This window comes from Desulfovibrio piger (assembly GCF_900116045.1).
GTDB classification, from domain to species: Bacteria; Desulfobacterota; Desulfovibrionia; order Desulfovibrionales; family Desulfovibrionaceae; genus Desulfovibrio; species Desulfovibrio piger_A.
Genome location: NZ_LT630450.1, coordinates 1,614,581 through 1,638,676, shown reverse-complemented (window position 1 = coordinate 1,638,676; position 24,096 = coordinate 1,614,581). Strand labels below are relative to the sequence as shown.

Below are 24,096 nucleotides of genomic sequence, written 5' to 3'. Positions count from 1 at the left end.
GTCTCAGTCCAGGGGCTTGGCGTGGAAGGCGCCGCTGCGGCCGCCGTCCTTGAACAGCAGACGGACGCGGCTGATGACGATGTCGCGCTGCACGGCCTTGCACATGTCATAGATGACGGCGGCGGCGGTCTGGGCGGCGATGATGGCCTCCATCTCCACGCCCGTGGGACCGGTGGTGCGGGTCTCGGCCTCGATGCGCACGCTGGGCGGGGTGTCGCGCACCTCAAAGCGCACGTCCACCAGGTTCAGGCTCAGGGGATGGCAGAGCGGGATCAGCTCCGCGGTGCGCTTGGCGGCCATGATGCCGCCCACCTTGGCGCAGGTCAGCACGTCGCCCTTGGGCAGGGCGCATTCCTTGAGCAGCTTCAGGGTGTGGGGAGAAAGCTCCACGATGGCTTCGGCAATGGCCACGCGCCGGGTGTCGGGCTTGGCGCCCACGTCCACCATGGTGATGTTGCCGTCCTTGTCCAGATGGGAAAAATTGTCCTGCATGAGGCGTATCCTTGCATTAAGAGTGTGCCTTGCTGTGTAGCGCATGGACAGGCGCAAGGCAAGGCGGCCGGGGCCTGACGGGCAGGCCGGGAGCGGAAAATGGCGGGCCGGAAATTTTTTTGCAAAAAACACTTGCCAGGCAGGGGCAAATGGGCTACATAAATTTTCGCGCCGAAGTGGTGGAATTGGTAGACACGCTAGGTTCAGGGTCTAGTTCTGGCAACGGAGTGGGAGTTCGACTCTCCCCTTCGGCACCAATGGAAAGCAAGGCTGGTAGAAATACCAGCCTTTTCCTGTTTTGGGGGCCGGGCGGTTTTCGTGCCGGTCATGGATGAGAGCCGGTGGCGGCAGCAGCCGTGCCCCGGCTTTTTTTCGTGCCCCCTGCGCTCCTTGTGACGGAAAGGGGCGGCCGCTCGCGTCAGGGCCAGGCATACAGCAGGACGCGCTCTTCCCGTGGAGGGAAGGCGCGTCCTGTTTTTGCGTGGGGGAGGGGAGCGGTATGGACGCCCCGCAGTGCCCGGTGACGGGCTGCCGCGGTGGCCCGGACACCAGCCTGGAGGGCGCGTCCGTTGGGGGCGGCCTCGTTCCCAGCGGCCTGTTTGCTCCCCTGGCCCGCGGGGGACGGTCGCCTTGCGGCCCGGCTGGAGCTCAAAACGTCAGCTTTTCCAGCCGCAGGCAGCGCCCGGCCACCACGAGGAAGGCATCCCGGGCCTGTGCGGCCAGCATCTGGTTGGCCAGGCCCAGGCCATCGTCGAAAATACGGGCCAGGGGCCCCGCCTGTATGCCGCCGAGGCCGGTCTCGCCGGAGACCAGCACCCAGCGGCAGGGGAAGGCCCGCATGGCGTGCAGCAGTCCCTCCACTTCTTCCGTGAGGCCGGCCTCGAAGGCCGCCGCATCGTGGGGGTCGTCCAGCGCGAACAGGATGTTGCTCATCCAGAGGGTCACGCAGTCCAGCAGCACCGTGGGCACGGGGCCGTCCCCGGCGTGGGCGGCCAGCAGGCGCTCCAGTTCCCGGCCCGGATGGCGGGGACATTCCAGCGTGTGCCAGCAGGCGGGGCGGCGGCTGCGATGGCGCCGGATGCGCTCGTGCATGGCGTCGTCGTCCCCCAGGGGCCGGGCCGTGGCCAGATACCAGACAGGCCCCTGGGCCCTGGCCGTGACCAGGGCCTCGGCAAGGGCGCTCTTGCCGCTGCGGGTCCCGCCCAGGAACAGGGTCAGGTCAAGATCTTCCGTCATAGTCTCTTCCTTTTTTCGGATGCGGGTGCCGTGTGGGCCTACGGCAGGCAGCAGGCCGCCAGCACGGCGCATTCCGTGGTCTCGATGAGGGCCCCGAAAACGTCGCCCGTGACGCCGCCGATGCGCTTGCGGGCCGCGGACAGCAGCCAGAAGGCCACCAGCCCGGCAGCCAGCAGGCTGTAGAGGCCATGCCGCCCCATCACGAGGCAGGCCGCAAGGCAGAGCCCGAGGGCCGTATAGGCGTAGCGGGGCTTCATGCCGTCGTGCATCATGGCGCCCAGACCGCCGGGCCGGGCCGAGGGCAGACGCATGCCCGCGAAGACCTGGCAGCGGCCCAGCAGTCCGGCCAGACAGCAGGCCCCCAGCGCGTGCAGGGAGGGCATCCCGGCCAGTGCCGCCAGCGCCGCGACCTTGATGGAGAGGACGAAGAACAGGGCCAGGGCGCCGAAGCTGCCCAGGCGGGAATCCTTCATGATGGCCAGGCGGCGCTCGGGAGAGGTCTCCACCAGCAGGCCGTCGCCGCAGTCGGCGACCCCGTCCAGATGCAGGCCGCCGGTGACGACGGTCCAGACAAGGGCGGCCCCGATGCTGCAGAGCGGGGCGGGCAGGCCCAGCCGGGCAGCCGGCAGCAGGACCAGGGCGGCCAGCGCGCCCACCAGCAGGCCCACGGCGGGCAGCCAGGCCACCACACCGGAGAGCGTGGGCGGCAGGGGCGCGGCGCCCACGGGGATGCGGGTGAAAAAGGCCAGACCGGCGCGGAAAGAAGTGATGATGGACATGTGCGATCACCTTGCTGGAGGTTGAAGGGAAACGTCGTCATCCTGTCATGGATGCAAAATGGATTCGGCCATGCCGGGCGCGGACAGGGGGAGCCCCGGCCGGGATGGGGGCCAGGCGTCGTGGGCAGCCCGTCCAAGAAAAATCTGGCGGCGTTGTTCAAAATCTGGCGGCGCCATGACGGGGACAGCCGTGAGGACACGGCGGACACGGCAACACGGGGCCATGCCGGGCTGCTTCAGGGCCGCTGTGGCCGGATATCCTTCTCCTGCCTGTCCGGCGGGCGGCCAGTTGGGGAACGCTGCGGGGGCCGCCGTACCGTGTCCCGTTGGCGGGGTGTCCCCTCCCGCCTTCGCCGGAGCCGTCTCAGATACAGGCCACTGCCGCCAGCAGCAGGGAAGCCGAAGCCGCGAAGACCAGCACGGAGGCCCACATGAGGCGCACGGCCTGCCGGATATGCCGGGCCGTGGCCAGCGGGCTGCCGTCGCCCAGCCAGGGATGGTCACGGTACAGGGGGCCGTACCGGGCCGGTCCGCCCAGGCGCAGGCCCAGGGCCCCGGCAAAGGCGGCCTCGCTCCAGGCGGAATTGGGGCTTTCGTGGGCGTGGCGGTCGCGCCAGCCCACCCGGCGGCAGGCACGGGCATCAAGGCCGGGCAGCAGGGCCGCGGCCAGCACGATGCAGGGCAGGGCCAGCCGCGCCGGGCACCAGTTGAGCACGTCGTCCAGACGGGCGGCGGCCGTGCCGAAACAGCGGTAGGTCGCGTCGAGCCTGCCCCACAGGGCATCCAGCACGTTGGCGGCGCGGTGGCAGGCCGCCAGGGCCGCGGCCCCGGGCAGTCCGGCCAGCAGCAGGCCCGCGGCCGCCCAGAACAGGGTGGCAAGGATGCCGTCGGTCAGGTTCTCGCCCACGCTCTCCACACAGGCCCGGGCCACGCCGTGGGCATCCAGCTGTTGCGGGTCGCGCCCCACCAGCATGGCCACGGCCCGGCGGGCCGCTTCCAGATCGCCCCGTTCCAGCGGCAGGGCCACACGGCGGGCGTGCTCGTCCAGGCAGCGGGGCGCCAGACAGAGGGAGACCACGGCCACACAGACGATCCAGGCGGCCGCGTCCCCCAGCATCCCCCCGGCGAGCAGCACAGGCAGTGCCGCCAGCAGGCCCACCGGCAGGATCACGGCCAGGCAGGCCGCCAGACCGGCCAGTGTCATGCGTGCGCCGTCGGGGCCGCGACGCAAGAGGCGTTCCGCTGCGGCGGCCAGGGCGCCCATGCCGCAGACGGGATGGATGCGGGCCGGCGGCTCACCGAACAGACGGTCCAGCAGCAGGGCGGCGGGCAGGAGGAGCAGGGCGGACAGCGCGCTCATCGCCATGCTCCTGTGCGTGCGGAGGGGAGCGGTGCCCGTGCGGCCGTCATCGGCGGACTGGCGGGCCGGAAGAGGGGACGGGCCCGCGCCTGCCGTGTCCGGGACAGGGAGCGGAGACAGCCGTGCCCTTGCCCGTGCCGTGCACGGGGGAGGGGGAAAAATGCGGGCCGGGAGGTCGGGGGGGCAGTGCGGCGCATGGGGGATCCTTGCTGTTTTTCCGGCTTCGGCCGGGCTGCCAGTCTGCGAAAAAACGGCTGCCTGCGCAAGGGGAGGGAAGGACCGTCCGCCCTGGCGCGCTGCCTGCCATCCCGTGCCCGCATCGCATCTCCAGAGAAGGCGGCGTCAGCCCGGTGCCTCAGGCTCTGCCACGGCCATGCGGCGGGCGGGTCTGCGTCCGTGCCGGGGCGTCCCGCAGGAACCTGCCCGGCCGCCTTCAGCATGGCGTCCCGCCGGATCTTTCCAGAACATGGTGCTTTTATGTGTCCCCATAAAAAATGGGGAAAAGCGGAAAAAAAAGCTTGCCAGCAGGGGGCGAATCCTGTACACACATTTTCGCGCCGAAGTGGTGGAATTGGTAGACACGCTAGGTTCAGGGTCTAGTTCTGGCAACGGAGTGGGAGTTCGACTCTCCCCTTCGGCACCAATGGAAAGCAAGGCTGGTAGCAATACCAGCCTTTTCCTGTTTCCGGGGCCGGGCAGTTTCCATGCCGGTCATGGATGATCGCCGGTGGCGGGCAGCAGCCTTGCCCCGGCTTTTTTGTATTCAGGCCCTCCCGGCGGGATGTCCGCGTTCGCGGCATGGGCATGGACGGCGCAAAAAGGAACGCGCCTCTTTCCAGATGGAAGAGGCGCGTTTTGTGCATCGCGGAGGCAGGGGCGGCAGTACGCTGCTGCCGGGAAGGATCGCGGGGCCGTGCCCGTTCCCCGCAGGGCTGCGGACAAAGAGCCGGGGCAGCTCAGGCTCTGTCAAAAGGCTTCGTGTCCCTGCAATCTGCTAGCGCAATCCCGCGAGCCAGGGCAGGAAGGCGGGCGGGGACGGACGGCGCGGGGCCTGCCAGCCGGAATCGCGGCGGCTGTCGGAAAAATAGAGGCGTTCCTGCAGCAGGCGCGGGCCCATGTTGCCGGGTTCCAGCTGCAGCATGAGCTGGAAGGGGATGCCAGCATTGGGCCGCATGGCCATGATCTTCCGCACCAGCTCCAGTTGCGAGCCGAAGCGTTCGTCGTGCAGCAGCCACTGGCTGGCACCGGGCATGTCCGTGGTGCGCAGGCCTTCGGGCAGCGGCGTGATGACGGGCAGCAGCAGGAAGCGCTCGAAGGCCCGGCAGGCCACGGACTGGCGGGCCAGGGCCGTCATCAGGCCGGCAGGCGCGGCCACGCGGGTCTCCTCCCGGCCGTGGGGGCGGCCCAGGGCATCCAGCCCCTGGATGCGGACCACCAGGTCTTCCTGCCTGTCCGCCGGGGGCAGCAGGGGATCGAGCTCCGTCTGCCAGGAGGGGGCGCCGGCGGGCCGGGCGGGCAGCTTTTCCAGATAGAGCGCCCGCCAGAACAGGGGCGCGAAGGCATCGGGCAGCACCACCAGCTGGCGGATGTCCCGTCCCTGGGCGGACAGGGCGGCCTGCAGCTGCTGCGTGTGCCAGATCTGGCAGCCCAGGGCCAGGGCCGGGTAGAGGAGGATGCTCCAGAACAGGGCCAGCCGGACGCCGGGCTTGCCGTCAGAGACGGTGAGCGAGGCCGTTTCCTGGAAGGGGAAGGGGATGGCCCCCTGGGCCCGGGCACGCTTCTTCTCCTGCCGCAGGCCGTGCCAGATGCCCCAGAGCAGGGGCAGGGTCATGAGCAGGTCGATGATGTAGACGGCGTTGAGGCGCAGGCGTTCCCCGGAGAAGGGCAGCCAGACCAGCGTGCCGTAGGTGGTCAGGGCATCGAGCCAGATGTGCAGCAGGACCAGGAGCATCATGAAGGCCCAGACCCCGCCGAACGACCAGGCATTGCGGGTGTCGTAGCGCCAGAGGGGGCGGGCCAGGATGGCCAGCAGCAGTCCCATGAGCGGCGCCGCCGCCAGGGCGTGGGTGATGCCGCGGTGCAGCAGCAGGGTCTGCAGGGGGCCGCTGGCGGCCAGGATGTCCAGGTCGGGAGCGGCAGCCGCGAAGGCTGCCAGGGGCAGGGCCCAGCGTGTGGCGGGGCGCTGCGGCATGGCCAGCATGGCCAGGGCGCCGCTGGCGGCATGGGTGACAGGATCCATGATGTTCCTCTATTGGCGGAAGGGGCTGCGCTGCCGGGGGACGGCCCGGTAAGCCGGATCTTCGGGCGGGATGTCCCGGCCCATGTGGCGCATGTATGTGTTGAACTGGCTGCGCTGCATGGACTGCATGACGTCCGGCCGGTTGAAATAATACAGCATGGTCTGGGTACTGTTGTTGCCGGTCATGGGCTGGCGCATGGTGTCCGCACCGCTGACGCCGGCCGGCGTGGTGTCGGGCTCCGAGGTGCCGGTACCGATATCCCTGGGGCCGCAGGCGGCCAGCAGGGCCGCCAGGGCGCAGATGACCAGCAGGAAAAGGGGCGAATGTCTCATGTTCCACCTCGGCCCGACTATACGGACTGGCGGCGTGGCTGGCAACCGCACAGAGGGCTGGCTTTTACCGTAGAATAGTGTAGGGTGAAAAAAATTACTATTGGTAATTGTCTATGCAGCAATTCCTTATCTCTGCCCTATGTTTATGCCTCTGCCTCGCGGCGTCGCCCGCGGCAGGCGAGGCCCTGCATGTGGGCCTCACGGACGATTACCCGCCCCTGTCCTACATCGACAGGGAAGGGCAGCGCCGGGGCTTCGAGTACGACCTGGCCGATTCCCTGTGCCGGCGGCTGGGGCGCTCCTGCGTCTGGACGTTCGCCACGCAGGAGAAGTTGCTGCAGGGGATTCGGGACGGCAGCCTGGACCTGATATTTGCCCAGCGCCTGGAGCCCAGGCAGGAAGGGCTGCTCTACAGCACCCCGTACTATCATTCGCGGGCCATGTGCATCGGGCGTCCCGGCGGGGTCGGCCCGGGGGACGCGGGGGCGCGCATCGGCGTCTACCGGGGCTCCGTGCTGGAGCAGCGGGCCCGGGGCTTCTGGCCCGGGGCCACCATCGTCACCGGCAGTGTGGGAGAGCTCATCCGCCGTCTGCAACGGGGCGAGATCGACGTTCTGTTCATCAACGACCTGGCCGGATATGCCTTTTTGCTGACGGACCAGGGGCAGGAATTCGACAGGCTGGATGTCCCCTTCGATGCCGAGACGAAGGTCACCGGGAGCCGTGTGGCGGTCAGGACGGATCGTCGCGATCTGCTGGATGCCGTGAACAGGGCCCTGAAGGCCCTGCTGTACAGTGGCGAGCTCCATAACCGCAGCCGCAACTATTTCCAGTACATCATCTACTGATACCGGGCGGCGGTACGCTGCGGGATCTCCACGGTCCCTTTCCCGGAAGGGAGCTTTCCAAGGTCTTGCCATGATAGGCTTCATCCGTAACAAACCCTTGCCGGCCCGCCGGTATCTGGCCCTGCTGGTGCTGCCCTGGTGCGTGATGCTCCTGCTGGCTGTGGCCGTGCTCTGGCCCTATCTGGCCCGTTTCCGCACCACGGTGGAGGCATTGCAGGACGTGCAGCTGCCCGGGATCCTCGAAGCCCAGCGCACCCGGACCAACCTGAACATGCTGCGCAAGCAGCTGGCCATCATCTATCTGGCCGAGGCCCCCCTGGAGCGGCGGCGCGCCCGCCTGCATGCCGAGGCCCTGCTGGCCGGCATGGAGCATGATCCCTCGCCCGTGGCCGCCGAGGTCCTGGAGCTGGGCCCGCGCATCCGGCAGCTCTATGACATCTGCATGAAGGCGGACAGGGGCCTTTCCCGGCTGCACCGGCATGAGATGGAACTGATGCTGGCCCTCAACAGGCTGGAGCTGGCCACAGGGCGGGATCTGTCCGGGGAGGTGATCTTTTCCCACACCGGCAGGGACGGCGTGCGCCACGGCCGGAAAGCCTTTGACGAGATGCAGCGCCTGCTGGCCCCGGTGGAGCGCGTTTGCGCGGCATCCGCGGATCTCCGGGACATCTGCGACCTGCTCGGGCAGCGCAGGCTCGCCCTGGTGGGGGCCTGGGAAGAAAAGCTCGCCGCCGACGCCCGGGCCCGTGCCCAGTGGCAGGCCCTGGAGGACACGCTGCTGCATCTGGTCAATGTCATCTCCTCGCGCGAGTTGCAGCGCTCCCTGGAAGAAGCCGAATCCCTGTCCCATTCCACGAAATATATCGTCTGGAGCATCTTTTTCTTCACCCTGGGGCTGCTGGCCTTCCTGCTGGTCCTGCTCCTGCTGCTGCGGCGTGACCTGCTGCGGCCGCTGGTGCGCATCGCTGGCAACCTTTCCCGCCTGCGCGACGGCATGCAGCCGGAGCCCATCCCCGCCGTCCGCATCACCGAATTGCAGGAAGTGGTGGACATCATGCCCGACCTCGGCGGCTACCTGGGTTCCCTCAGGGAACGCAGCTGCCGGCTGGAACAGGAGAAGGCCGCCTACTCCCGCATGAGCTTCATGGACAGCCTGACGGGCATCGCCAACCGGCGTGCCCTGGACATGCGCCTGGCGGGCCTGGCGGATCTGCGGCGGGCGGTCAGCCTCATCATGCTGGATGTGGACCTGTTCAAGATCTATAATGACACGCTGGGCCATCAGGAAGGGGACGTATGCCTGCACCGGGTGGCCCAGGTCATGCGCGGCTGCCTGCGTGGCGGCGACCGCGAGATCTTCCGCTACGGCGGGGAGGAGTTCGCCGTGGTGCTGGAAGAGGTCCCGCCGGAGCATGCCCTGCATGTGGCCGAGCGCCTGCGCCAGGCCGTGGAGCAGCTGGACATCCCCCACCCCGGCAGCCCTGCCGGACATGTGACCATCAGCCTGGGCGTGGCCGCCGTCGAGGAGCTGACGCCCGAGACCCTGCCCCGGCTCCTGGAGACCGCCGACAGTGCCCTGTACCGCGCCAAGGAGCGCGGACGCAACAGGGCCCATCTTGCCGGGGAGGTCGTGAAAAAGTCCGCTTGCCTTGCGGCGGACGACAGGCTATAGCTCTGTTTTCCATCCCACCAGGAGAAACTGCATGCGCCCTGCTTCCTGCGGCATCACCCCCGAAGGCTGGCCCACCATCGGCATCACGGCCCTGACGGCCCTTGTTTTCGCCTGTCTCGACTGGCCGGTCCCCGCTGTCCTGGCCCTGGCCCTGTGCTGGTTCGCCTTCCATTTCTTCCGTGACCCCGAACGCGTGGTGCCCACCGCGCCCGGCCTGGCCGTCAGCCCGGCCGACGGCCGTGTCGTCCGCATCGAGCGCAAGCCCGATCCGCTGACCGGGGAAGAGCGCACCTGCGTCAGCATCTTCATGAACGTGTTCAGCGTGCATGTGAACCGCTCGCCCGTGAGCGGCGTGGTGGAGCAGATCCGCTACTGGCCGGGCACGTTCGTCAATGCCGCCTACGACAAGGCCGCCACCGACAACGAGCGCTGCGGCTACCTGCTGCGCGGCGAGGACGGCGCCGCCTGGACCATGGTGCAGATCGCCGGGCTCATCGCCCGCCGCATCGTCTGCCGCGTGTCCGAAGGTGACGCCCTGGAGCGCGGCCAGCGCTACGGCATGATCCGCTTCGGTTCGCGTGTTGACCTTTACCTGCCCGAAGGCTATGTTCCCTCTGTGAGCATCGGCGAGCAGGTCTTCGCAGGCCAGAGCACGCTTGCCACCAGAAACTGATTCCGACCGTCGAGTGGAGCATGGTTGTGGACACCAAGCCGCAAGAAAAAAAACTGCCCGTACACAAGAGCATCTACCTCCTGCCCAACCTCATCACGTCGTTGAGCATGTTCATGGGCTTTCTGTCCATGGTCTGGGCCGTGCAGTCCCGTTTTGAAGAGGCGGGGCTGGCCATCGTGCTGTCCGCCCTCTTGGACGGCATGGACGGCAAGGTGGCGCGCCTGACCCATACGGCCAGTGAATTCGGTGTCCAGTATGACTCCCTGGCCGACCTCATCGCCTTCGGCCTTGCTCCGGCCTTCCTGCTCTGGCAGTGGCAGCTGGAGGGCCTGGGCCGTTTCGGCGTGGTGGTGGCCTTTCTGTTCGCCGCCTGCGGCGCCCTGCGTCTGGCCCGCTTCAACATCAGCACGGCCGTGACCGGCAAACGCTTCTTCATCGGCCTGCCCATCCCCGCCGCGGGCTGCACGGTGGTGGCCTTCCTGTATTTTGCCGGCATCCTGCCGGAATTCTTCCGGCCCGCCCTGCCCTATGTCAGCAGCATCATCGCGCTGGGCCTGGGCGTGCTCATGGTCAGCCGCGTGCGCTACTTCTCCTTCAAGGAGTATGATTTCCTGCGGGCCCATCCGGTGCGCTATCTGCTGGCCGTTATGGTCATCTTCGGCCTGGTCTACGCCCAGCCGCGCCTGTTCGGCTTTCTGCTTTGTGCCGTCTATCTCTGCGGCGGCCTCTACTATTCTTTCGTCATCCTGCCCCGTCGTAACCGTCAGCTACTACGCGCCCTGAATCTGCAGGACGAAGATAAAGCTGCGTAACGGTTTGTCGCCCCGCGGGGGCGGATCGAGAACCTTCTGATCGCCGCCGGCAGGGCGGCCGTTATGCAGTGGCATAACAAACAAGCACCCTCCGAGGGTGTCCGATCAGAGGAGTCAGATCCATGTCCAACCGCGTGCTCTTTTTCGACACCACCCTGCGTGACGGCGAACAGTCGCCGGGCGCGACCATGAACCTTCAGGAAAAGCTCCGTATTGCCTACCAGCTCGAAGTGCTGGGCGTGGACATTATGGAAGCCGGTTTCCCCGCCTCCAGCCAGGGGGATTTCGAGTCCGTGCAGCGTATCGCCCGGCAGGCGAAATCCATCCAGGTGGCGGGCCTGTGCCGCTGCATGGACAGCGACATCGACCGCTGCTGGGAGGCCGTGAAGGACGCCAGGAATCCCCGCATCCATACCTTCCTCTCTACCTCGCCCCTGCACATGAAGTACAAGCTGCGCAAGGACCCTGAGGTGGTGCTGCAGATGATCGAGGCCGGGGTGCGCCGCTGCGCCGGATACACCGACAACGTGGAGTTCTCCGCCGAGGACGCCTCCCGTTCCGAGCGTGACTTCCTGTGCCGCGTGGTGGAGACCGCCATCAGGGCCGGTGCCACCACCATCAACCTGCCCGATACCGTGGGCTATGCCCAGCCGCAGGAATTCGCCGACCTCATCCGCTACGTCATCGAGAACACGCCCAACAGCGACAAGGCCATCTTCAGCGTGCACTGCCACAACGACCTGGGCCTGGCCGTGGCCAACACCCTGGCCGCCCTCAGCGTGGGGGCCCGCCAGGCCGAGGTGACCATCAGCGGCATCGGCGAACGCGCCGGCAACGCCGCCCTTGAAGAGCTGGCCATGGCCCTGCGCGTGCGCAAGGACTACTACGGCCTGGAGCACGGCATCGTCACCGAGCAGCTCTATCCTTCCTGCCGCCTGCTCTCCATGACCATCGGCCAGCCCATTCCCAACAACAAGGCCATCGTGGGCGCCAACGCCTTTGCCCATGAGTCCGGCATCCATCAGGACGGCATGCTCAAGAACCGCGAGACCTACGAGATCATGACCCCGCAGTCCGTGGGCCGCAACGAGAGCAACCTGGTCATCGGCAAGCATTCCGGCCGCAATGCCGTGCGCAACAAGTTCGAGAGCCTGGGCTACAGCCTGGACGACGACCAGCTGCAGATCGTTTTCGAGGCCGTCAAGGCCCTGGCCGACCGCAAGAAGACCCTGCTCGACGACGACCTCATGGCCCTGGTGCAGGAAGAAGTCTACCGTATGCCCGACCTCTACCGTCTGCGCCATGTGAGCGTGCAGAGCTCCGATGCCGGCGGCGTGCCGCCCACGGCCGCCGTGCTCATGGACGTGGACGGCATGGAAAAGAGCGGCGCGGGCTTCGGTGTGGGCCCCGTGGACGCCATCTTCAATGTCATCAACGACATGCTGGGCCGCGAACCCCAGCTGGAACAGTACGCGGTCAATGCCGTCACCGGCGGTACCGACGCCCTGGGCGAAGTGACCGTGCGCCTGCGCGAAGGCGAGTTCTCGGCCGTGGGCCGCGGCGCCCATCCCGACATCCTGGTGGCCACGGCGCGCGCCTATGTGAACGCCCTCAACCACCTGGCCAAGAAGGAAAAGGAAGGCGAGCGCCTGCACTGCCAGCACAGCTAGGATTTACCAAGGGGAGGGGGCCTCTGCCGACGTGAAAGGGCCCTCCCCCGGACAATGCATTCACACGGGAGCGTCCTTCGCGCCCCGGACAAGGAGAACCATCATGCCTCAGACGCTTGCGCAAAAGATCCTGCAAGCCCACACCGACGACGTCATCGAGCGCGACGGACAGATCGTCCAGTGCCGCCTGTCCCTGGTGCTGGCCAATGACATCACCGGCCCCCTGGCCATCAAATCCTTCAAGGGCATGGGCGCCAGCCATGTGTTCGACAAGGACAGGATCGCCCTGGTCATGGACCACTTCACGCCCCAGAAGGACATCGCCTCGGCCAACCAGGTGATGATCAGCCGCCAGTTCGCCCGGGAGCAGGGCATCACCCATTACTATGAAGGCGGCGACTGCGGCGTGGAGCACACCCTGCTGCCCGAACGCGGCCTGGTGGGCCCCGGTGACGTGGTCATCGGCGCGGACAGCCACACCTGCACCTACGGCGGCATCGGCGCCTTCGCCACGGGCATGGGCTCCACCGACATCGCCGCCGGCATGGCCCTGGGCGAGACCTGGATCAAGGTGCCCCCCACCATCCGCGTGAACATCAACGGCCGGATGCCCAGGTGGCTGCGCGGCAAGGACCTGATGCTGCTGCTCATCAAGACCATCGGCGTGGACGGTGCCCTGTACAAGGCCCTGGAATTCGGTGGCTCCGTCATCAATGCCCTGCCGGTGGAAGGCCGTCTGACCATGGCCAACATGGCCATCGAGGCCGGCGGCAAGGTGGGCCTGTTCGCCGTGGACGAGCTCACCCGCCAGTACTGCGCCGAACACGGCCGTCCCGGCGTGACCATGAGCCTGGCCGCTGACGAGGGCGCCGCGTACGAGCGCGTGGTGGACATCGACGTGACCGGCCAGGAACCCGTGGTGGCCTGTCCGCACCTGCCCTCCAACGTGAAGAACGTTTCCGAGCTCAAGGACCTGCCCGTGCAGCAGGTGGTGGTGGGCTCCTGCACCAACGGCCGCATCAGCGACATGCGCGACGCCGCCGAGATCCTGCGCGGCCGCAAGGTGGCCAAGGGCGTGCGCTGCATCATCCTGCCCTCCACCCCCGCCGTGTGGAAGCAGTGCCTCAAGGAAGGCCTGATGGACGTCTTCATGGATGCCGGCTGCATCGTGGGCCCCTGCACCTGCGGCCCCTGCCTGGGCGGCCACATGGGCATCCTGGGCGACGGCGAACGCGCCGTGGCCACCACCAACCGCAACTTCCGCGGCCGTATGGGCAGCCTGGATTCCGAAGTCTACCTGTCCAGCCCCGTGGTGGCGGCCGCCAGTGCCGTGGCGGGCTGCATCGCCGGCCCTGACCAGCTCTAAGCCGTTTTTTCAGAAAGGATCACGTCATGAATTACAAAGGTACGGCCCACAAAGTGGGCGAACATATCGATACCGACGCCATCATCCCGGCCCGCTTCCTGGTGACCTCCGACGCCAAGGAGCTGGGCGCCAACTGCATGGCCGGTCTGGAACCTGACTGGGTCAAGCGCGTGAAGCCCGGCGACATCATGGTGGCCGGCCGCAACTTCGGCTGCGGCTCCTCCCGCGAGCACGCCCCCATCGCCATCCTGGGCGCGGGCATGTCCGTGGTCATCGGCCACAGCTTTGCCCGCATCTTCTACCGCAACGCCTTCAACATGGGCCTGCTGCTCATGGAAGTGGGCGACGACGTGGACAAGATCAACGACGGCGACCAGCTGGAAGTGGATGCCGCCACCGGCCTCATCCGCGACCTGACCAACGGCGCCGAGATCCAGTGCCCGCCCCTGCCGGCCTCCATGGCCGCCATCCTGGCCAAGGGCGGCCTGGTCAACTATGTGAAGGAACGCCTGGCCGCCAGGGGCTAGGCGGACAGGTATTGGCTGAGGGGGAGAGGGGCCCCTTTTGAAAAGGGGCCCCTCTCCCCCTCAAACTCCCCCTCTCCTCCCGAAAACTTTTGTTCCGGTCGATGACGGGGCAGGCGGGACGGTGGTCGTGCCCCGGATACCTGTCCCCCGGTGTTTGAGGGGGCTGCCATGCGTGGCCCGGGCGGGACGGTGCTTTCAGGCTCCCTGCCGGAGGGCTTCTGCCGGCTGCCTGGCATCAGCGGGGCCGCTGCCGTGAAAGCCTGACGGAAGCGGCGTGGCTGCGGGGGCCGCTTCCCTTGACGGGCGTCCCGCAGGGAACAAGGACAGTTTTGCATACAAGCGCGGTGCTGCGGCACCGCATGAGGATACCAAGATGAAAAAGACCATTTGTCTGTTGCCGGGTGACGGCATCGGTCCCGAGATCGTGGCCCAGGGCGTGGCCGTCCTGGAAGCCGTGGCCAAGAAGTTCGGCCATGAATTCGACTTCGTGCCCGCCCTCATCGGCGGTGCGGCCATCGACGCCACCGGCGAGCCCCTGCCCGCCGCTACGGTGGAAGCCTGCCGGAAGGCCGATGCCGTGTATCTGGGCGCCGTGGGCGGCCCCAAGTGGGACAACATCGAGCCTGCCCGCCGTCCCGAAAAGGGCCTGCTGGGCATCCGCAAGGCCCTGGGCCTGTTCGCCAACCTGCGTCCCGCCCTGCTGCTGCCCGAGCTGGCCGGTGCCTGCCTGCTGCGTTCCGACATCGCGGCCCGCGGCCTGGACCTCATCGTGGTGCGCGAGCTGACCGGCGACATCTACTTCGGCGAGCCCCGCGCCATCGAAGAGCGCAACGGCCTGCGCGTGGGCTACAACACCATGATCTACGACGAGAACGAGATCCGCCGCATCGCCAAAGTGGCCTTCGAGACCGCCCGCCAGCGCCGCAAAAAGGTCTGCTCCGTGGAAAAGAGCAACGTGCTGGAGACCTCCCGCCTCTGGAAGGCCGTGGTGCAGGAAGTGCACGCCGACTACCCCGACGTGGAACTGAGCCACATGTACGTGGACAACGCCGCCATGCAGCTGGTGCGCGACCCCTCGCAGTTCGACGTCATCCTCACCGGCAACATCTTCGGTGACATCCTCTCCGACGAGGCCTCCGTCATCACCGGGTCGCTGGGCATGCTGCCTTCCGCCTCCATGGGCGCCCAGGCTCCGGCCCTGTTCGAGCCCATCCACGGTTCCGCGCCCGACATCGCCGGTCAGGACAAGGCCAATCCCCTGGCCACCATCCTGTCCGCCGGCATGATGCTGCGCCTGGCCTTCGGCCTGTCCGCAGAAGCCGACGCCGTGGAGAATGCCGTGCGCCAGACCCTGCGTGACGGTTTCCGTACCGGCGACATCATGGAAGACGGCTGCACCCTGGTGGGCTGCGCCGGGATGGGCCGCCTGGTGGCCGAACGCCTGTAACTGCTGGTTCCGTTTTTCCGGGATGGAGCGGAGCCGCCCTGCGGGGCGGCTCCGCTTTTGTCTTATGGGGGAGGGGAAAGCGCCTCCGGCGGCGGTCCCCCCAAAGGAGCTGCCCGATCCTTCCCGCATCCTCTATCCGTGTTTTCGTGCACGCAGCCAGGCCTGGATCTGCGGCCCGGCCATGACCAGGATCACGGCGGCGCAGATGACGGCCACGCCGCTGAAAACGGCGAAGGTGGCGGGCTCATCGAAGACGAGGATGCCCACGGTGACGGCGGTGAGCGGCTCGCCCACGCCCAGGATGGAGGCCAGGGTGGAGCCGATGCGCTGGATGGCCAGGATCAGGGTCAGGTTGGAGATGACCGCGGTGATGACGGCCAGCAGCAGGCTCAGGGCCAGCTGTTCCCAGGTGCCGATGATCTCGAAGGTACCGGAGACCAGGGCATTGATGAGGGAGACCCCGGTACCGAAGAGCAGCACCCAGAAGGTGATGCTCAGGCCGGAGATGCTGTGGATGCGGGCCACGTGCAGGCCCGAGATGTAGAGGGCGTTGCACAGGGCCGAGGCCAGCAGCAGGCCCACGCCCACGGGGTCCAGGCTGCCGCCGCCATCCCCGCCGCCGCTGCCCAGCAGGGCCACACCAAGGATGGCCAGCAGGACGGAACTGGCCGTGATGATGGAAAATTTTTCATGAAAGAAGATGGTCATGATGAGCATGACCATCAGGGGGTAGAGGAACTGCAGTGTGGCTGTGGCGCCGCCCGGCAGGTAGAGCAGGCCCCAGATCATGAGCAGGGCAGCCAGGGCGTAGAGGATGCTGAACAGGGCCAGCTTGCCGAGCTCATGCAGGGGGGCGGCAAGGCGTTCCCGGCGCAGGACGAGGATGATCCCCAGGCTCAGCGCGGCGAAGAGGAAGCGGTAGAAGAGGACGCAGTCCGCGGACAGGCCGCTGCGCAGCAGGGGCAGGCTGAACAGGGGGATGAGACCGAAAGCGGCGGAGGAAACGAGGGCGAGCACGAAACCCATGACAGCTCTCCACGACGATGGATTGACAGGTGTTCAAACGACTGGCGGTTTCCGACATTGCCCCAAAAAAAACGGGAATACAAGGAGGCGCTGGGCCTGGCCGGGGCCAAAAAAAAGGGCGCTCAGGGCGCCCGGAAAAAGGGGGAGCGGCAGCGTGCTAGTTGCCGGCATCGTCCAGCACGACTTCGGCCTCGGGGTGGCCCTGGCGCAGCGCTTCATGCATGGCGGCCGCGTCGGCAAAGGCGAAGAAGGGGCCCACCTGGTCATCCTTGTAACGCACGAAATAGGCCTGCCCGTTCTGCAGGGGGGTGCCGCTGGGGTCGCTGACCACTTCCAGATCGACCTTGCCCACGCCGCGGTCGTTCATGTTGATCTGCTGGGCGGCGGCATAGGAAAGGTCGATGATGCGGCCGCGCACATAGGGGCCGCGGTCGGTCACACAGACCATGACGCTCTTGCCGTTGCTCTTGTCGGTGACGCGCACCACGGTGCCGATGGGCAGGGTGCGGTGGGCCGCCGTGAAGGTGTACATGTCATAACCTTCGCCGCTGGCGGTCTTTTTGTTGTGGAAATCGGCCCCGTACCAGGAGGCCATGCCGGTCATGAAGGCATCGGCATTGCTCTGGGCACGTTTGAGCCAGACATCATGGCTGGAAGAGGCAGTCTTTGCATCGCCGGCATGGACGGCGGACATGGGGGAGGCCAGCAGCAGACAGGCCAGCAGCAGCGCCGGCATCCCCATGGAAGAAGGTGAGGTCATAGAAACTCCTTGGTTGAAGCAGGTGCGCGGCGTGGTTGCCCACGCGGCGCAGGTCGCCGGACGACCCGCCCCGTCAAGGCTGCACAACGGGGTTTGCCTGGAACGCCAGATAAAAAGATGGGGGCATAATGCCTTAAAAAAAGCTTCGTGTCAAACCGTGGAGATTTTGCAAGAGAAAGTCTGGAAAATTTCCTGTCCAAGATGAGTAATTAACAGTTGATATGCAGTTTACCTTTAACTTTATATCGACTGTTGATTTTTGATATATAAAGTTGATTTTTGCAAATATGAAGTTGATATGCAGTAAAAACTTTCTGCAATTCTTCTGCATATTGTGGAAGGGGACAAAAAGCCCCTGCACGGGCTGTCAGGGGGGCCGGAATTGCATATTCCGCTGTCGAGGACGCGCCAGCGAAAGGTGCGGACGGGAGGGCAGGGGGCAAGGCGGAGCGGGGCAGATCCGGCCAGGCGGATGGCCGCTGCCGCGTTGATGACGCCCCTGCCGGGAACAGCACCGTGGGCGGCATGAAGGGCTTTTCGCCGCCGGGGGCGAGGTTTTGGGGGCGTGCGTTCCTCCGGCCCCGTGATGTCCGCGGCGCGGCGGCGGGGACCTGCTCCGGCGAGCCTGCCGGGACAGGTCCGCATCCGGCAGGCAGCGGGCACAGGGCGCAAAAAAAGGGCGCCCCGTGCGGGACGCCCCAGGTCGTTCGCGGCAGGGCCGGGACTTACTACCAGTCCAGGGTGCGCTTGAAGGCGGTGGTCAGGTCGTCCACGCTTTCCTGCAGGACGGTGACGCCGCCACGGGTCATGGTCAGGGTGTTGTCGTCGGTGACGGTGCCGATGCGGCGGCAGATCTGCCAGCTGCCCAGCATGTCGAGGATCATGGCCAGGTCGGGGCGCACGCTGACGATGAGGCGGCTGGCCGATTCGCTGTACAAGAGTTCGGTCAGGGTCATGTCTTCCATGGCGGGCACGGCATCCAGGTCGATGGAGGCGCCCAGGCGGCCGCCGATGCACATCTCGGCCAGGGCCACGGCCAGGCCGCCGTCGGAGCAGTCATGGCAGGCGGACAGGGCGCGCTGGCCCATGAGGCCATGCACGGCGCGGTAGCGCGGCAGAGCGGTGGCGGCGTCCACATTGGGCACGCGGCCGCCGGTGAGGCCCAGCTCGGAGCAGGCTTCGCTGCCGGCCATTTCACGCCAGGTGCCGCCCAGCATGTAGATGTGGTGGCCGGCGGCCTTGAAGTCCGAGGTCTGGGTGGCGATGACGTTGTTGATGACGCCCATCACCGAGAACAGCACCGTGGGCGGGATGGAGATCTTTTCGCCGCCGCCGGTGTAGTCGTTCTTCATGGAGTCCTTGCCGGAGATGCAGGGCACGCCGAAAGCCAGGGAGAACTGCTGCAGGGCCTTGCAGGCGCGCACCAGCTGGGCCAGCTTGTAGCGGCCGTCGGGGGTCTTTTCGCTCTGGACGGGGTCGCACCAGCAGAAGTTGTCCACACCGGCCAGGGCATCGGGGTTGCCGCCCACGGCCACGGCGTTGCGGATGGCTTCGTCCATGGCGTTGGCCATCATCCAGTAGGTGTCGTAGTCGCTGAACTTGGGGCAGATGCCGTGGGAGATGACCAGACCGGCATCGGATTCCAGCAGCGGGCGGATGACGCCGGCGTCGGAAGGGCCGTCGCTCTTGACGCCGCACAAGGGCTTGATGGCGCTGCCGCCGCGCACTTCGTGGTCGTACTGGCGGATGATGTATTCCTTGGAGCAGATGTTCAGGCGGTTCAGCATGCGGCGCAGGAAGGCGCCCTGTTCGCTGTCGGGCATGTCCACGCGGATGTCGTCCACCCTGGGGGCTTCCCACACGGCTTCCAGTTCCAGCTGGGGCACGCCGTCATGCATGAACTCCATGGGCAGGGAGGCCACGGGACGGTCGTTGTAGCGCACGTCGAAGAAGCCGCTGTCGGTGTAGTGGCCCAGGGCGGTGGCTTCCACGTCCATGCGGGCGGCCAGTTCCATGAACTCGTCCAGCCTGGCGGGCGGCACGGCCAGGGTCATGCGTTCCTGCGCCTCGGAGAGCAGGATCTCCCAGGGGCGCAGGCCGTCGTACTTGAGGGGGGCTTTGGCGATGTCCAGCACGCAGCCGCCGGTGTCTTCGGCCATTTCGCCCACGGAGGAGGAAAGGCCGCCGGCGCCGTTGTCGGTGATGGCGTTGTACAGGCCCAGGTCACGGGCGCGCATGATGAAGTCGTACATCTTGCGCTGGGTGATGGGGTCGCCGATCTGCACGGCCGTGGCCGGGGAACCTTCGTGCAGTTCCTCGGAGGAGAAGGTGGCGCCGTGGATGCCGTCCTTGCCGATGCGGCCGCCGGTCATGACGATGATGTCGCCCACTTCGGCCTTCTTTTCCCAGCCCTTGCGGCCGTTGATGTCGGTGGGGATCACCCCCACGGTGCCGCAGTAGACCAGGGGCTTGCCCAGGTAGCGCTCATCGAAGACCAGGGAGCCGTTGACCGTGGGGATGCCGGACTTGTTGCCGCCGTGCTCCACCCCTTCGCGCACGCCTTCCAGCACGCGGCGGGGATGCAGCAGGCGCGGGGGCAGTTCCTTGTCATAGAAGGGAGAGGCAAAGCAGAACACGTCGGTGTTGCAGACCAGCTCCGCCCCCATGCCGGTGCCCATGGGGTCACGGTTGACGCCCACGATACCGGTGAGGGCGCCGCCGTAGGGGTCCAGGGCGGAGGGGCTGTTGTGGGTCTCCACCTTGATGCAGGCGTCGTAGCCGTTGATGAAGGCGATGACGCCGGCGTTGTCCTTGAACACGGACTTGCAGTAGTCGTCGTCGCCCAGGCGCTTGCGGATGGTGGCCGTGGCGTCACGGATGCAGGTCTTGTAGAGGTTGTTGACCTCTTCGCTCCGGCCGGTCTCCCTGTTCTCGTAATGGATGCGGGAGGCGAAGATCTTGTGCTTGCAGTGTTCGGACCAGGTCTGGGCCAGCACTTCCATCTCCACGTCGGTGGGGTCGGCGGGCAGACCGGCGGCCTTGCGGCGGGCCTGTTCGCCGGGGGTGGCGAACTGGTCGCGGATGCAGTGCAGCTCGCGCAGGGTCAGGGCCCAGGTGTTGTCGCGGCTGGCTTTCTGCAGGGCCTCGTCGTCCATGACGGACAGGGGCACCACGTCCACGGTGTCGTTGGATTCGCCGGTGACCCTGGCGGCCTGGGCCTCGAAGCCGGGCTTGGCCTGCCATTCTTCGGCGCTCTTGACGCGGAAGCGCTGGATCAGGGTGTTGCAGAGCAGGTCGCGGGCCAGGGCCTCCACCTCTTCGCGGCCGAGCATGCGGTCGGGCGTGCAGGTGATGCGGTACTGCACCGAGGTGTAGACGCGCAGGCTGTCGCGGGCGATGCCCAGCACCATGGCGGCGGTGTCGCGGGCGGTGCGGCCTTCGTTGTCGGTGACGCCGGGGCGGTAGCCCACTTCCACGATCCAGTGGGGGGCGGGTTCCACGAAGGGCAGCGGCTCCAGCGAGGCCTGCTGCAGGATGGGGTCGTGCCAGATGCCTTCGTCCACCAGACGGTTCACCTGGGCGGCATCCAGACCGTCCACGGTGTAGACTTTGATCTGACGGATGGCGGCAACGGGGATCTGCAGTGCCTTGAGCAGATGCAGCGCCGTCTTGCGGCCCTGGGTATCGGTAATGTTGGCATGAAGCCCGGTTTCCACACGATAGAGCATACGGTCCTCGCTTTGGCGGCGGGAATCCCGCCGGTTCTCCGTAATAAGGCGATTATTTTTTGCGGTCGCGAACGTAGTCGGCCATTTGTTGCAGGATGTCCTGTTCCGGTCCCGAGGGCAGGCTGGCCAGGGCCGCGCGGGCCTTGTCCAGGTAGCCTTCGGCAGCCATGCGCGTGGCCTGGTCGAAACCGGCCGCACGGATGCTGTCGGCGATGCGCCCGGCGTCGCCGTCGGTGAAGGAGGCGTCATTGAAGGCCTGGTCGAAGGCCGCGCGGGCGGCATCGTCCAGGCTGTCGCGGTACATGCGCAGGGGCGGGGTCAGCTTGCCTTCGCGCACGTCGCCGCCCGAAGGTTTGCCCGTGATGCTCTGGGGGGCGAAGTCCAGGGCGTCGTCCACGATCTGGAAGGCCATGCCGATGTTCTCGCCATAGGCGGCGGCGGCCTCCACCCGGGCATCGTCGGCCCCGGCGCGCAGGGCGCCCAGCTGGCACGAGGCCCGGATCAGCCAGGCCGTCTTGCCGCGGATGATCTCCTCGTATTCTTCGGCGGTGGTCTCCACCCGGTGCTGGGCCGCGATCTCCAGGATCTCGCCGGCGGCGGTGCGGCTGGTGGCCTCGGAAAAGCAGAGGCACAGGCGCGGGTCGCCGCACCGGGCCACCAGGGCATTGGCATGGGCCAGCATGGCATCGCCGGCCAGGATGGTGCTGGTGGCGCTGAAAAGGGTATGGGCGGCGGGTTTGCCGCGCCGGGTATCGGCATTGTCCAGCACGTCGTCATGCAGCAGGGTGGCGGCATGGAGCATCTCCATGGTGACGGCCAGATCATAGATGTCTTTTTTGTCATAGCCCAGCAGGCGGGCCATGAGGATGGTCAGCAGGGGGCGCAGGCGTTTGCCGCCCGCTTCGAAGATATGGCGGGCGATGGGGCGCACGGGATGGGGCAGGCCCTCGGCGGCCCGGGAAAGAGCCTTGTTGATGGGGGGCAGTTCCAGTGCCAGACGGGCTTTCAGAAGCAGCATAGGGGCATCTCGGTTTATGGTGCGGGGCGCCAGATATCCGCCAGACGGCGCATGGCTCCCGGAAAATCCGTTTCATGCGGTACGCGCGGCCCCACCCGGTTGGAAACGCTGCGCACCTCCACACAGGCGATGCCCTGGCGGGCGCAGGCCAGCGCCACGGCAAAACCTTCCATATTTTCCAGCAGGGCCTTTGGATGGGCCTGCCTGAGCTGTCCCGCACGCTGCCGGGACGCGCTGACGCCCGCCACGCTCAGGGATGTGGCCGCAGGCAGGGAGCGCAGCCCGTGCAGGCAGGCGGGCAGCCGCGCGGGAGCGGCCAGGGGCAGACGGTCGAAGACCGGCCCGTGCGGCCCTTCCCACTGGGGAAAACCGAACGACGGGCCGTCCACAGCCGTCCCGTCGTGCAGGCCGTATTCCGGCCAGATCTCTTCCTCCACCCGCCAGAGCGAACGGAGGGGCGCCTGTTGCAGGTCCATGCTGCCGGCCACGCCCACGTTGAGCACCAGCGAGACCGCCTGCCCTGCCTGCCGGGCCCCGGCCAGTGCCAGCCCCATGCCGAGGGCGGCGTTGACGGGCCCCACGCCGGTGATGCAGGCCAGGGCCGGCAGGCCCAGGCGCAGGGGCAGCAGTTCCTGCTCCGGCAGGCCGGTCTGCGCCGCCGGGCCGCATGCCGCTCCGGGAACGGGCCCCAGGGCCCGTTCCGGCAGGGCGGCCAGCAGTTCGCGGGCGGTGGCGGCGCAGACCAGCAGCACGGCGCTTACAGTCTCCAGTAGTCGATGCCCGCGGCGCGCATGGCCTGCGGGTCGAAGAAGCCCTTCACGTCCATGAGCACGGCCCTGTCGCCATCCTTGCAGCGGGCCTTGATGTCTTCGGGCGTCAGGGCGGCGTAGGCCTTGTGGCTCACGGCCAGCAGCACGGCGTCCAGGTCGCGCAGCCGGTCCAGATCCACCAGCTCCTGCCCGTATTCGCGCATGGCTTCGGCCGGGTCGGCCTCGGCGTCATGCACCAGCGGGACCACATTGTATTCCTTGAGTTCGCGGATCACGTCCACCACGCGGGTGTTGCGCAGGTCGGGCACGTTCTCCTTGAAGGTGAAGCCCAGAATGCCCACGCGCGCGCCGCTGACCACGTTGCCGTTCCTGATCAGGCGCTTGACCAGGCACTCGGCCACATATTTGCCCATGTTGTCGTTGGTGCGGCGGCCGGCCAGGATGACTTCGGGGTGGAAGCCCATCTCCTCGGCCTTGAAGGTCAGGTAGTAGGGGTCCACGCCGATGCAGTGGCCGCCCACCAGACCGGGACGGAAGGGCAGGAAATTCCACTTGGTGCCGGCGGCTTCCAGCACTTCGAGGGTGTCGATGCCCAGGCGCTCGAAGATGATGGCCAGCTCGTTCATGAGGGCGATGTTCAGGTCGCGCTGGGTGTTCTCGATGACCTTGGCGGCCTCGGCCACCTTGATGCTGGAGGCGCGGTGGATGCCCGCCCTGACCACGGAGCCGTAGACCTGGGCCAGCAGGTCGGCCGTAGCCTGGTCGGAGCCGGAGACGATCTTCTTGATGGTCTCCAGGGTGTGGACCTTGTCGCCGGGGTTGATGCGTTCCGGCGAGTAGCCCACGGTGAAGTCCGTGCCGCAGGTGAGGCCCGATTCCTGCTCCAGGATGGGCACGCAGATCTCTTCGGTGAGGCCGGGGTAGACCGTGGATTCATAGACCACCACGCAGCCCCTGGGCATGTGGCGGCCCACGGTGTGGCTGGCGCCCACCACGGGGGTGAGGTCGGGGGAGCGGTGCTCGTCGATGGGCGTGGGCACGGCCACGATGATCACGGCGGCCCGGGCCAGGTCGGCGGGGTCGCAGGTGTATTCGATCGTGGCGGCGGCCAGGGCCTCGTCGGTCACTTCGTTGGTGCGGTCGTGACCTTTGCGCAGTTCTTCGATGCGGCCGGCGTTGATGTCGAAACCGATCACGTTCATATGGCGGGAAAAAGCCACGGCCAGGGGCAGGCCCACATAGCCCAGGCCAACCACGGCCAGGGTCTGTTCACGATTCTGCAGGGCAGCGAAATCCACCATCGTTTTATCCTTTACAAAAATGCCTGTTTCCGCCATGTG

General features: G+C 67.0%; 20 protein-coding genes and 2 tRNA genes. 10 read left to right on the top strand and 12 right to left on the bottom strand.

All coding sequences use genetic code 11. From position 1 onward, the window contains the following. Positions 1-3 precede the first annotated feature (3 nt). On the bottom strand, positions 4-492 hold the full coding sequence (gene moaC, locus DESPIGER_RS07580) for a cyclic pyranopterin monophosphate synthase MoaC (protein ID WP_072335119.1): 489 nt from the start codon (positions 490-492) through the stop codon (positions 4-6). A 170-nt stretch (positions 493-662) separates the two neighbouring features. Between moaC and DESPIGER_RS07575 the strand changes: the two genes are divergently transcribed. Beyond that, positions 663-749: transfer RNA gene (locus DESPIGER_RS07575), tRNA-Leu, on the top strand. A gap of 391 nt (positions 750-1,140) precedes the next feature. Here DESPIGER_RS07575 and DESPIGER_RS07570 read toward each other — a convergent pair. From DESPIGER_RS07570 to cbiB, 3 genes are all read right to left on the bottom strand, one after another. Next, positions 1,141-1,728: a bifunctional adenosylcobinamide kinase/adenosylcobinamide-phosphate guanylyltransferase gene (locus DESPIGER_RS07570; protein WP_072335116.1), complete on the bottom strand. Its 588-nt coding sequence runs from the start codon at positions 1,726-1,728 to the stop codon at positions 1,141-1,143. 38 nt (positions 1,729-1,766) lie between these two features. After that, a complete protein-coding gene (gene cobS, locus DESPIGER_RS07565; RefSeq protein WP_072335113.1) occupies positions 1,767-2,507 on the bottom strand; it encodes an adenosylcobinamide-GDP ribazoletransferase in 741 nt (246 codons plus the stop codon). A 364-nt stretch (positions 2,508-2,871) separates the two neighbouring features. Further along, on the bottom strand, positions 2,872-3,867 hold the full coding sequence (gene cbiB / locus DESPIGER_RS07560; RefSeq protein ID WP_072335110.1) for an adenosylcobinamide-phosphate synthase CbiB: 996 nt from the start codon (positions 3,865-3,867) through the stop codon (positions 2,872-2,874). A gap of 556 nt (positions 3,868-4,423) precedes the next feature. Between cbiB and DESPIGER_RS07555 the strand changes: the two genes are divergently transcribed. Next, positions 4,424-4,510 (top strand) — tRNA-Leu (locus DESPIGER_RS07555). A 351-nt stretch (positions 4,511-4,861) separates the two neighbouring features. On the opposite strand, the gene DESPIGER_RS13420 is transcribed toward DESPIGER_RS07555, so the two are convergent. Next, complete coding sequence (locus DESPIGER_RS13420; protein WP_072335108.1) at positions 4,862-6,106, bottom strand: metal-dependent hydrolase; 1,245 nt, start codon at positions 6,104-6,106, stop codon at positions 4,862-4,864. Positions 6,107-6,115: 9 nt separating this feature from the next. Further along, positions 6,116-6,439: a chemotaxis protein gene (locus DESPIGER_RS07545; protein WP_072335105.1), complete on the bottom strand. Its 324-nt coding sequence runs from the start codon at positions 6,437-6,439 to the stop codon at positions 6,116-6,118. 113 nt (positions 6,440-6,552) lie between these two features. Between DESPIGER_RS07545 and DESPIGER_RS07540 the strand changes: the two genes are divergently transcribed. The 8 genes from DESPIGER_RS07540 to leuB all read left to right on the top strand — a co-directional run bounded on the left by DESPIGER_RS07540 (position 6,553) and on the right by leuB (position 15,454). Then, positions 6,553-7,287 (top strand): substrate-binding periplasmic protein, encoded by a 735-nt coding sequence (locus tag DESPIGER_RS07540; protein ID WP_072335102.1) that lies wholly within the window; start codon positions 6,553-6,555, stop codon positions 7,285-7,287. 70 nt (positions 7,288-7,357) lie between these two features. Then, positions 7,358-8,959, top strand: coding sequence for a diguanylate cyclase (locus DESPIGER_RS07535; RefSeq protein ID WP_072335099.1), 1,602 nt, complete (start codon positions 7,358-7,360; stop codon positions 8,957-8,959). Positions 8,960-8,990: 31 nt separating this feature from the next. Next, positions 8,991-9,632: a phosphatidylserine decarboxylase family protein gene (locus DESPIGER_RS07530; protein ID WP_072335097.1), complete on the top strand. Its 642-nt coding sequence runs from the start codon at positions 8,991-8,993 to the stop codon at positions 9,630-9,632. 20 nt (positions 9,633-9,652) lie between these two features. Continuing rightward, the gene (gene pssA / locus DESPIGER_RS07525) at positions 9,653-10,444 is read left to right on the top strand and encodes a CDP-diacylglycerol--serine O-phosphatidyltransferase (RefSeq protein WP_072335094.1); all 792 of its coding nucleotides are present in this window, start codon (positions 9,653-9,655) and stop codon (positions 10,442-10,444) included. A 122-nt stretch (positions 10,445-10,566) separates the two neighbouring features. Continuing rightward, complete coding sequence (locus DESPIGER_RS07520; RefSeq protein ID WP_072335091.1) at positions 10,567-12,114, top strand: 2-isopropylmalate synthase; 1,548 nt, start codon at positions 10,567-10,569, stop codon at positions 12,112-12,114. 103 nt (positions 12,115-12,217) lie between these two features. Further along, positions 12,218-13,480 (top strand): 3-isopropylmalate dehydratase large subunit, encoded by a 1,263-nt coding sequence (locus DESPIGER_RS07515; RefSeq protein WP_072335088.1) that lies wholly within the window; start codon positions 12,218-12,220, stop codon positions 13,478-13,480. Positions 13,481-13,506: 26 nt separating this feature from the next. After that, positions 13,507-14,007: a 3-isopropylmalate dehydratase small subunit gene (locus tag DESPIGER_RS07510; protein WP_072335085.1), complete on the top strand. Its 501-nt coding sequence runs from the start codon at positions 13,507-13,509 to the stop codon at positions 14,005-14,007. Positions 14,008-14,380: 373 nt separating this feature from the next. Further along, a complete protein-coding gene (leuB, locus tag DESPIGER_RS07505) occupies positions 14,381-15,454 on the top strand; it encodes a 3-isopropylmalate dehydrogenase (RefSeq protein ID WP_072335082.1) in 1,074 nt (357 codons plus the stop codon). Positions 15,455-15,586: 132 nt separating this feature from the next. On the opposite strand, the gene DESPIGER_RS07500 is transcribed toward leuB, so the two are convergent. From DESPIGER_RS07500 to DESPIGER_RS07475, 6 genes are all read right to left on the bottom strand, one after another. After that, entirely contained in the window at positions 15,587-16,480 is an 894-nt protein-coding gene (locus DESPIGER_RS07500) for a DMT family transporter (protein ID WP_072335079.1), read from the bottom strand. A gap of 157 nt (positions 16,481-16,637) precedes the next feature. Then, positions 16,638-17,240 carry a septal ring lytic transglycosylase RlpA family protein gene (locus DESPIGER_RS07495; RefSeq protein WP_083575332.1) on the bottom strand — a complete coding sequence of 201 codons (603 nt, stop codon included), beginning with the start codon at positions 17,238-17,240 and terminating at the stop codon, positions 16,638-16,640. A 728-nt stretch (positions 17,241-17,968) separates the two neighbouring features. Next, a complete protein-coding gene (locus DESPIGER_RS07490; protein ID WP_072335076.1) occupies positions 17,969-20,968 on the bottom strand; it encodes a phosphoribosylformylglycinamidine synthase subunit PurS in 3,000 nt (999 codons plus the stop codon). Positions 20,969-21,020: 52 nt separating this feature from the next. After that, positions 21,021-21,986 (bottom strand): polyprenyl synthetase family protein, encoded by a 966-nt coding sequence (locus DESPIGER_RS07485; RefSeq protein ID WP_072335073.1) that lies wholly within the window; start codon positions 21,984-21,986, stop codon positions 21,021-21,023. 14 nt (positions 21,987-22,000) lie between these two features. Next, positions 22,001-22,738, bottom strand: coding sequence for a hypothetical protein (locus DESPIGER_RS07480; RefSeq protein WP_072335069.1), 738 nt, complete (start codon positions 22,736-22,738; stop codon positions 22,001-22,003). A gap of 5 nt (positions 22,739-22,743) precedes the next feature. Beyond that, on the bottom strand, positions 22,744-24,057 hold the full coding sequence (locus tag DESPIGER_RS07475) for a nucleotide sugar dehydrogenase (RefSeq protein WP_072335066.1): 1,314 nt from the start codon (positions 24,055-24,057) through the stop codon (positions 22,744-22,746). Positions 24,058-24,096: the final 39 nt, after the last annotated feature.

Coding starts and splice junctions, on each gene's coding strand:
- moaC (WP_072335119.1), bottom strand. CDS start 492: ATGCAGGACAATTTTTCCCATCTGGACAAGGACGGCAACATCACCATG.
- DESPIGER_RS07570 (WP_072335116.1), bottom strand. CDS start 1,728: ATGACGGAAGATCTTGACCTGACCCTGTTCCTGGGCGGGACCCGCAGC.
- cobS (WP_072335113.1), bottom strand. CDS start 2,507: ATGTCCATCATCACTTCTTTCCGCGCCGGTCTGGCCTTTTTCACCCGC.
- cbiB (WP_072335110.1), bottom strand. CDS start 3,867: ATGAGCGCGCTGTCCGCCCTGCTCCTCCTGCCCGCCGCCCTGCTGCTG.
- DESPIGER_RS13420 (WP_072335108.1), bottom strand. CDS start 6,106: ATGGATCCTGTCACCCATGCCGCCAGCGGCGCCCTGGCCATGCTGGCC.
- DESPIGER_RS07545 (WP_072335105.1), bottom strand. CDS start 6,439: ATGAGACATTCGCCCCTTTTCCTGCTGGTCATCTGCGCCCTGGCGGCC.
- DESPIGER_RS07540 (WP_072335102.1), top strand. CDS start 6,553: ATGCAGCAATTCCTTATCTCTGCCCTATGTTTATGCCTCTGCCTCGCG.
- DESPIGER_RS07535 (WP_072335099.1), top strand. CDS start 7,358: ATGATAGGCTTCATCCGTAACAAACCCTTGCCGGCCCGCCGGTATCTG.
- DESPIGER_RS07530 (WP_072335097.1), top strand. CDS start 8,991: ATGCGCCCTGCTTCCTGCGGCATCACCCCCGAAGGCTGGCCCACCATC.
- pssA (WP_072335094.1), top strand. CDS start 9,653: ATGGTTGTGGACACCAAGCCGCAAGAAAAAAAACTGCCCGTACACAAG.
- DESPIGER_RS07520 (WP_072335091.1), top strand. CDS start 10,567: ATGTCCAACCGCGTGCTCTTTTTCGACACCACCCTGCGTGACGGCGAA.
- DESPIGER_RS07515 (WP_072335088.1), top strand. CDS start 12,218: ATGCCTCAGACGCTTGCGCAAAAGATCCTGCAAGCCCACACCGACGAC.
- DESPIGER_RS07510 (WP_072335085.1), top strand. CDS start 13,507: ATGAATTACAAAGGTACGGCCCACAAAGTGGGCGAACATATCGATACC.
- leuB (WP_072335082.1), top strand. CDS start 14,381: ATGAAAAAGACCATTTGTCTGTTGCCGGGTGACGGCATCGGTCCCGAG.
- DESPIGER_RS07500 (WP_072335079.1), bottom strand. CDS start 16,480: ATGGGTTTCGTGCTCGCCCTCGTTTCCTCCGCCGCTTTCGGTCTCATC.
- DESPIGER_RS07495 (WP_083575332.1), bottom strand. CDS start 17,240: ATGACCTCACCTTCTTCCATGGGGATGCCGGCGCTGCTGCTGGCCTGT.
- DESPIGER_RS07490 (WP_072335076.1), bottom strand. CDS start 20,968: ATGCTCTATCGTGTGGAAACCGGGCTTCATGCCAACATTACCGATACC.
- DESPIGER_RS07485 (WP_072335073.1), bottom strand. CDS start 21,986: ATGCTGCTTCTGAAAGCCCGTCTGGCACTGGAACTGCCCCCCATCAAC.
- DESPIGER_RS07475 (WP_072335066.1), bottom strand. CDS start 24,057: ATGGTGGATTTCGCTGCCCTGCAGAATCGTGAACAGACCCTGGCCGTG.